General features: G+C 57.3%; 7 protein-coding genes. 3 read left to right on the top strand and 4 right to left on the bottom strand.

Features of this window, described 5'->3' with window-relative positions; all coding sequences use genetic code 11:
• The first annotated feature begins 46 nt into the window (after positions 1–46).
• Both pdxS and pdxT read left to right on the top strand, forming a co-directional pair.
• Positions 47–928 (top strand): pyridoxal 5'-phosphate synthase lyase subunit PdxS, encoded by an 882-nt coding sequence (gene pdxS, locus VEZ52_RS13405; RefSeq protein WP_192113958.1) that lies wholly within the window; start codon positions 47–49, stop codon positions 926–928.
• Positions 928–1,506, top strand: a complete 579-nt coding sequence (gene pdxT / locus VEZ52_RS13400) for a pyridoxal 5'-phosphate synthase glutaminase subunit PdxT (RefSeq protein WP_324837262.1) — start codon at positions 928–930, stop codon at positions 1,504–1,506. The genes pdxS and pdxT overlap by 1 nt, the downstream gene beginning before the upstream one ends.
• 242 nt (positions 1,507–1,748) lie before the next feature.
• Here pdxT and VEZ52_RS13395 read toward each other — a convergent pair whose 3' ends face one another.
• The 4 genes from VEZ52_RS13395 to VEZ52_RS13380 form a co-directional block, all read right to left on the bottom strand.
• On the bottom strand, positions 1,749–3,032 hold the full coding sequence (locus VEZ52_RS13395) for a serine dehydratase subunit alpha family protein (RefSeq protein ID WP_324837261.1): 1,284 nt from the start codon (positions 3,030–3,032) through the stop codon (positions 1,749–1,751).
• 46 nt (positions 3,033–3,078) lie between these two features.
• Entirely contained in the window at positions 3,079–4,263 is a 1,185-nt protein-coding gene (locus VEZ52_RS13390) for a dicarboxylate/amino acid:cation symporter (protein WP_324837260.1), read from the bottom strand.
• Between the two features lie 76 nt (positions 4,264–4,339).
• Positions 4,340–4,714, bottom strand: a complete 375-nt coding sequence (locus VEZ52_RS13385; protein WP_324837259.1) for a RidA family protein — start codon at positions 4,712–4,714, stop codon at positions 4,340–4,342.
• A 163-nt stretch (positions 4,715–4,877) separates the two neighbouring features.
• Entirely contained in the window at positions 4,878–5,549 is a 672-nt protein-coding gene (locus VEZ52_RS13380) for a helix-turn-helix transcriptional regulator (protein WP_324837258.1), read from the bottom strand.
• A 246-nt stretch (positions 5,550–5,795) separates the two neighbouring features.
• On the opposite strand from VEZ52_RS13380, the gene VEZ52_RS13375 reads away from it, so the two are divergent.
• On the top strand, positions 5,796–6,191 hold the full coding sequence (locus VEZ52_RS13375; RefSeq protein ID WP_324837257.1) for a TraR/DksA family transcriptional regulator: 396 nt from the start codon (positions 5,796–5,798) through the stop codon (positions 6,189–6,191).
• Positions 6,192–6,409 lie beyond the last annotated feature (218 nt).

Below are 6,409 nucleotides of genomic sequence, written 5' to 3'. Positions count from 1 at the left end.
AGACATCATCACCAGCCGGCCTCCGGCTCAGAAGGAGTAGAAAGATATGGAACAGGGCACCATCCGCCTGAAGACAGGCCTTGCTGAAATGCTCAAAGGCGGCGTGATCATGGACGTCACCACTCCCGAACAGGCTAAAATCGCCGAAGCAGCGGGAGCCTGCGCAGTCATGGCCCTGGAACGCGTACCTGCCGACATTCGCGCCGCAGGCGGCGTGGCCCGTATGGCCGACCCCACCATCGTCAAGCGCATCATGGAAGTGGTGAGCATTCCCGTCATGGCCAAGGCCCGTATCGGCCACTTTGTTGAAGCCCGCATTCTTGAGGCCATGGGCGCCGACTACATTGACGAAAGTGAAGTGCTCACCCCTGCTGACGACAAGTACCATATCGACAAGCGCGATTTTACCGTGCCTTTCGTGTGCGGCTGCCGCAATCTGGGCGAAGCTCTGCGCCGCATCGCCGAAGGTGCGGCCATGATCCGCACCAAGGGTGAACCCGGCACCGGCAACGTGGTTGAAGCCGTGCGCCACTGCCGTCAGGTTATGGACGACGTGCGCAAGCTGTGCAGCCTGCCCGAAGCTGAAGTTGCCAACTACGCCAAAGAAATCGGCGCTCCCCTTGAAGTGTGCTACGCCGTGCGCAAGGAAGGCCGCCTGCCCGTGGTGAACTTTGCCGCTGGCGGCATTGCCACCCCCGCTGACGCCGCCATGATGATGCACCTCGGCTGCGACGGCGTGTTCGTCGGCTCCGGCATCTTCAAGTCCGGCGACCCGGCCAAGCGCGCCAAGGCCATTGTGCAGGCCGTGACCAACTACAATGATTTCGCCATGCTGGCCGAAATCTCCCGCGATCTGGGCGAACCCATGGTGGGCATTGAAATTTCCACCATTCCTTCTGCCGAACGCATGCAGGAACGGGGTTGGTAATGTCGCAGCTTTGCGTAGGCGTTCTGGCTCTTCAGGGAGCCTTTCGCGAGCATGTGGCCGCTGTTGCCAACCTTGGCGCAACGGCCCGCGAGGTGCGTCAGCTCAAGGATATCGAGGGCATTGATGCCCTGATCATTCCCGGCGGCGAAAGCACCACCATCGGCAAACTGCTTAACGAATGGAACATGCTTGAGCCTCTGCGCCGGCGCATACTCGACGGCATGCCCGTTTACGGCAGTTGCGCCGGGCTTATACTGCTGTGCCGCGACATTGAAAACTCGGACCAGCCCCGCCTGGGCGTGCTTGACGCCACCGTGCGCCGCAACGCTTTTGGCAGACAGGTGGACAGTTTTGAAACCAACCTGAGCATACCCGAGATCGGGGCAGACCCCCTCCCGGCGGTTTTCATTCGCGCTCCTGTCATTACCGGCGTGGGCGCGGGTGTAAAGGTGCTGGCGGAGGTTGACGGTCAGGCGGTCGCCGTGCGCCAGAACAATATTCTGGCCACGTCCTTCCACCCCGAGCTTACGCCAGACACGCGCATGCACAGCTACTTTCTGTCCTTCTGCGGCAAGTAGGCCGCTGCGGCAATCCGCCGGTAAAGCCTGATATAAAGCCCGTCCCGCAATGCGGGGCGGGCTTTTTTGCGTACAGAAGCCCGCAAAGCAACCAGAAATCAGAACAGATTGCGAATTTACCCCATCACAAAAAAGGCCCCTTCCACGCACCCTATCCATTACTGGTAAAGGCAACGACAGGAAGGGACCCTTGCAGCTCAGTTCTGGCCTTTTGCTACTGAGGGAATGCCGCTACGGCAAGCTCAGCTTTTCGCCACCATGATGTCCAGCACCACGCGGTCAGCCTGAGCCATACCATCGCAGCCCAGCCGGGCCAGATTGGCAATGCATTGTTCAATATCGTCTTCAACAATGCCTTCATTGCGGGTCACGCCCATGCCATCCATAGCCAGCATGGCAGATTGCACGCCCGCACCCACCGCCGAAGCAACCTTCATGGCGCAACCGGTCTTGGCTCCATCGCAGATCATGCCTGCCACGTTGCCCACCATATTGCGGATGGTACGGTCAATCTGCTCTATCCCGCCGCCCAGCAGCATTACAATACCGCAGGCGGAGGCCATGCTGGCAACCGTAGCGCCGCATAAAGCCGAAAGCCGCCCCAAACGATGCTTGACGTGGATTGAGGTAAGATGGCTCATGATCAGTGCCCTTGCCAGGGCCTCGTCCCCTGCTTCCAGCCGCATGGCAAAGGCCACCACTGGCATGGTGCAGGTTATGCCCTGGTTCCCGCTGCCGGAATTGCTCATCACTGGCATCATCACGCCGTCCATGCGCGCATCGGAGGCGGCAGCCGTCAGCTTTACCGCCAGGGTAGTCACATCGTCGGACATGAGGCGCTTGCGGATATTGCCGTCGATGGTGCGTCCAACCTGCAGGCCGTATTCCCGGGCCAGGCCTTCCAGGGCCACCGCCTCGTTGAGCCTCGCGGCTTCAAGAATAAAGCTGATGTCTTCAAAGGGCGCCTGCGTGGCAAATGCATGGATGGCGGCAATGGAAAGCGGCCATTCGTCATTTTTTGCAGTTGCTGCGTCATCTGGCTGTTCGCGGCTGAACAGCACCTTGCCATCGCGCTCAATAAGCACAATGTTGGTGTGCTCATGCTCAAGCACTGCCCGGCCAGTATGCCCCTCGCCTTCCACGATAACTTCCGCGTACAGCAGGGGCGAGCCTTCGGCAATGCCCACATGGACACGGCCGGCCTCGACCATGCGGCGGCCGGCTTCGGCCTGTTCGGGCGTGAGCTCCGCCAGCACTTCAAGCCCGCGTGCAGCCTTTCCGCCAATCGCTCCAACAGCAGCGGCAATATTCATGCCCGTGGCGCCAGTGCCGGGCACACCAACACCCATACCGTTTTTCAGCAAATTACCGCTAACGAGCACCTTTATGTTCTCGGGCTGGCAACCCAAGGCCTCAACGGCATGGGCAGCAGCCAGCGCCACCGCTACTGGCTCAGTGCAGCCTAGAGCGGGCACTACTTCCTTATGCAGCAGTTCAATAAAACTGGGCCATTGGGAATTGGGCATGTATACTTCCTCGCATTTATAGCAGGGGTTGCGATATTCATGATTTTCAGGCTTCGCTGACCTTGCCTTTTGACCGATTGAAAAGACCTTCCAGCATCAGGGCCATTGCGCCATCGCCGGTAACGTTGCAGGCAGTGCCAAAGCTATCCTGAAGGGCAAATATGGCCAGCAGCAAGGCCACCCCGGCGGGATCAAAACCAAGCACGCTCACCACAATGCCAAGAGAAGCCATTACTGTACCGCCAGGCACGCCAGGAGCACCGATGGCGAACACCCCAAACAGGGCAATGAATACCGCCATTGTCGCCGGGCTGGGCAAATAGCCATACAGCAGCATGGAAATAGTCATGGCAAAAAATGTTTCCGTCAACACAGAGCCGCAGAGATGGATTGTCGCCCCAAGGGGTACGGCGAACTCCACCATTTCCTTGGAAAGCACGGAAGATCGCGATGCGCAAGACAGAGAAACCGGCAGCGTAGCCGCGCTGGACATGGTGCCAACAGCAGTAAGGTAGGCCGGGCCATAGTGGCGCAGCACCTCAAGGGGATTGCGACCAGACACAATACCGGCAATGGAGTACAGCACGGCAAGCCAGATGTAGTGTCCGAGCAACACAAGAATGATAACTTTCAGGAATACGGGAAGCTGCCGCGTGAGGCTGCCTTCGTAGGCAAGTCCGGCAAAGGTGGCGGCAATAAAGAGCGGCAACAGGGGAATGACCACGTTGCTCACGATTTTGAGCATGATAGCTTCCAGCTCGTCCAGCAGGCGCACCATGATTTCAGCGCGTGTCCAGAGCGATGCTATGCCAATGAGAATAGCCGTTACCAAGGCTGTCATGACCGGCATGACCGGGGGAATATCCAGCTTGAAGAGCACATCAGGCAGAGGATGCAGGGCAGCCACAGCCGTGGGAACGGACAAATGAGGAATAATGGCGTATCCGGCGAGGCAAGACATGGTGGCCGCGCCTACTGAAGAAATGTACGCAATGACAAGCGCCGCAATCAACATGCGGCTGGCGTTCTTTCCAAGCCGGGTAATAGCAGGCGCAATAAACGCAATGATAACGAGCGGCACGGTGTAAAAGATTATCTGGCCCAGAACATACTTGAGAGACATTACAACCTGCATGATATTTTCGTTGGCCGCAAAACCGATCAGTGCGCCAACGACAATGCCTGCCAGCAGCTTGAGGATAAGACCGAATTCGTTCTTGCTCTTGGACATGTGGTGTCTCCTGACGATGAAGTACCGTTCAGCGGCCCCATGCCGCCGATGCTCAGGCAGCTAAGCCCACCTACGTCTACAGGACGGCTATCGCTTCAATCTCGACCTTTACTCCAAGAGGCAAGGCCGCCACCTGTACGCAACTTCGGGCTGGAAAAGGCTCTGCAAAAAAGGTGGAATACACCTGATTCACAGCGGCGAAATCACCCATGTCAGCCAGAAACACCGTGGTTTTTACCACGCGGTTCATGCTGCTGCCGCCAGCTTCCACAACGGCCTTGACGTTTTCCAAAGACTGACGGGCCTGGTCAGCCACATCATCGGACACAGCCTTGGTGGAAGGATCAACGGGTATCTGACCGGATGTAAAAAGCAGGGCGCCGCCGACCATCCCCTGAGAGTACGGGCCAATGGCTGCTGGGGCCTTTTCCGTTGCAATACGCTGAGACATTTGACGGATTCTCCTTAACAAGTTGTTAAAACAAGATGCCTTGCGCTGCCTCGTTAAGGAGACCATGCGCCCTGCAAGCACAGCTATCGCAGTGAAACAAAATTATCTTGATAATAATTTTTTGTCAATGTGATAGAAAAAAATCATGCCTGCAGAAAACACGTCAGGAAGAAACCCGCTGCAAATACCTGTAAACAGTGGCCTCTGAAGCTGCCAGATGGCGCGCCACAACCGCCACCGCACCTTTAAGCAAAAACACGCCTTTTTCGTTAAGGGTGCGTACAATAGCTATTTTTTCATCTGCCGTCATGCGATCCGGTGGGATATCCGCGCCATTCACCGCTTGCTGGATAATACTGCTGGTCAGGTCTTCCAGCGATTCAGCGAAGGTTTCAAAAGGATGTCCATTTTCAGCGTCCGACCTGGGCTTTTCCATTCGCGCCCGCGATATGAAGCGCTCAAGCAGATCGCGCGCCTCAATGAGCGGGGCCGCATCCATGTTGAGACACAACATCCCAGCCAAGGAGCCATCGTCTTCGCGGATAAAGTACGTTGCCGAATGAAGCTGCCGACCGTCCTTGCTCAGCGTTTTATAGCCCGTGATAAAGGGTGCGGTCATCCAGGTGCCGTCCTTGATAAGCCGCAAGGCCATATCGGTAATGGGCGATCCCACGCGGCGTCCGCTTATATGGCTGTTGGCTATCGCAAGCACAGAGCTGTCCGGTCTGGTGGCATCGTGCAGCACAACTTCGCAGTCAGCACCCAAAAAAGCGCCCAGAAAGTCCACAATAGGGATAAACCGCTCTAACGTTGAGGGCTTTCTATATTCGGACACAACTTCCTCCCTGGCTACATAGTGATGATAAATTATATGCATGAGAAAATTATTGCACAAATACCCCCCTGTCAACAAATCTTCCCATGAGCTGAATCTGTTCAGAAAACACAAGCCCATCTCCACCACTTTGCCGCCAACATGACGCACAAATTCACCTGGGCGTCACCATAACGCAAACCAGCACGTTCATGATGCCCCAAGAGCAACAGTTCAACCATCGGAAATTTTCCGAAGGAGGCAGACATGGACAATTTGCACACTTTGCAGCGTCTTCAGGGCGAACTGAACGAAGAAATGCATCGTCTCACCCTGCTGCGTGATGTTTTTCAGGCCCAACACTGCGCGGACGAACTGGACGCGGCCAGCCATCTTGAAGCGGCCCACATAGCCCATTGCAGCGCCCGCCGCAGCTCCCAGCGCATCCGTGAACTCCAGAGCCTTGTGGCGCTCCTGCGGCACGGCGGCCCCCGCCGCTGCGAAGAATGCGGCGAAGAAATTCCCCTTGCCCGCCTCATGGCCGCACCAGGTGCGACCCGCTGCTGCGAATGCCAGCAGAACATTGAAAACGACCTGCACACAAATATTATCCAGATGAAGGCCACGCCGCTTCCTCAGGAAGTGTGCGCTGAATACTGTTAGTCACCCGAATGTTACCCTCGCCCGACCCGGCGCGCCGCAACGCGCAGGAAACGGAACCAGCCGGACATGCGCTCACGCGCATGCCCAGCCCAAGCACAGGAGAATCCCCATGCCCGGCAATGCTGATATTTTACCCCTTGCACCTGGCCGCCCGCTGGTCAGAAGCGTCGGGCGGCTGGCCCGCGCCCTGGCCCGTCAGCTTTCGGGTTTTGCCCGGT

This window comes from Desulfovibrio sp. (assembly GCF_035644575.1).
GTDB lineage: Bacteria > Desulfobacterota > Desulfovibrionia > Desulfovibrionales > Desulfovibrionaceae > Desulfovibrio.
Note: the sequence above shows the minus strand (reverse complement) of the source record. Positions and strands in the feature narration are given on the sequence as shown.

What these genes read in the sequence shown, in the direction of transcription:
- pdxS (WP_192113958.1), top strand. Translation starts at nt 47, where the DNA reads ATGGAACAGGGCACCATCCGCCTGAAGACAGGCCTTGCTGAAATGCTC.
- pdxT (WP_324837262.1), top strand. Translation starts at nt 928, where the DNA reads ATGTCGCAGCTTTGCGTAGGCGTTCTGGCTCTTCAGGGAGCCTTTCGC.
- VEZ52_RS13395 (WP_324837261.1), bottom strand. Translation starts at nt 3,032, where the DNA reads ATGCCCAATTCCCAATGGCCCAGTTTTATTGAACTGCTGCATAAGGAA.
- VEZ52_RS13390 (WP_324837260.1), bottom strand. Translation starts at nt 4,263, where the DNA reads ATGTCCAAGAGCAAGAACGAATTCGGTCTTATCCTCAAGCTGCTGGCA.
- VEZ52_RS13385 (WP_324837259.1), bottom strand. Translation starts at nt 4,714, where the DNA reads ATGTCTCAGCGTATTGCAACGGAAAAGGCCCCAGCAGCCATTGGCCCG.
- VEZ52_RS13375 (WP_324837257.1), top strand. Translation starts at nt 5,796, where the DNA reads ATGGACAATTTGCACACTTTGCAGCGTCTTCAGGGCGAACTGAACGAA.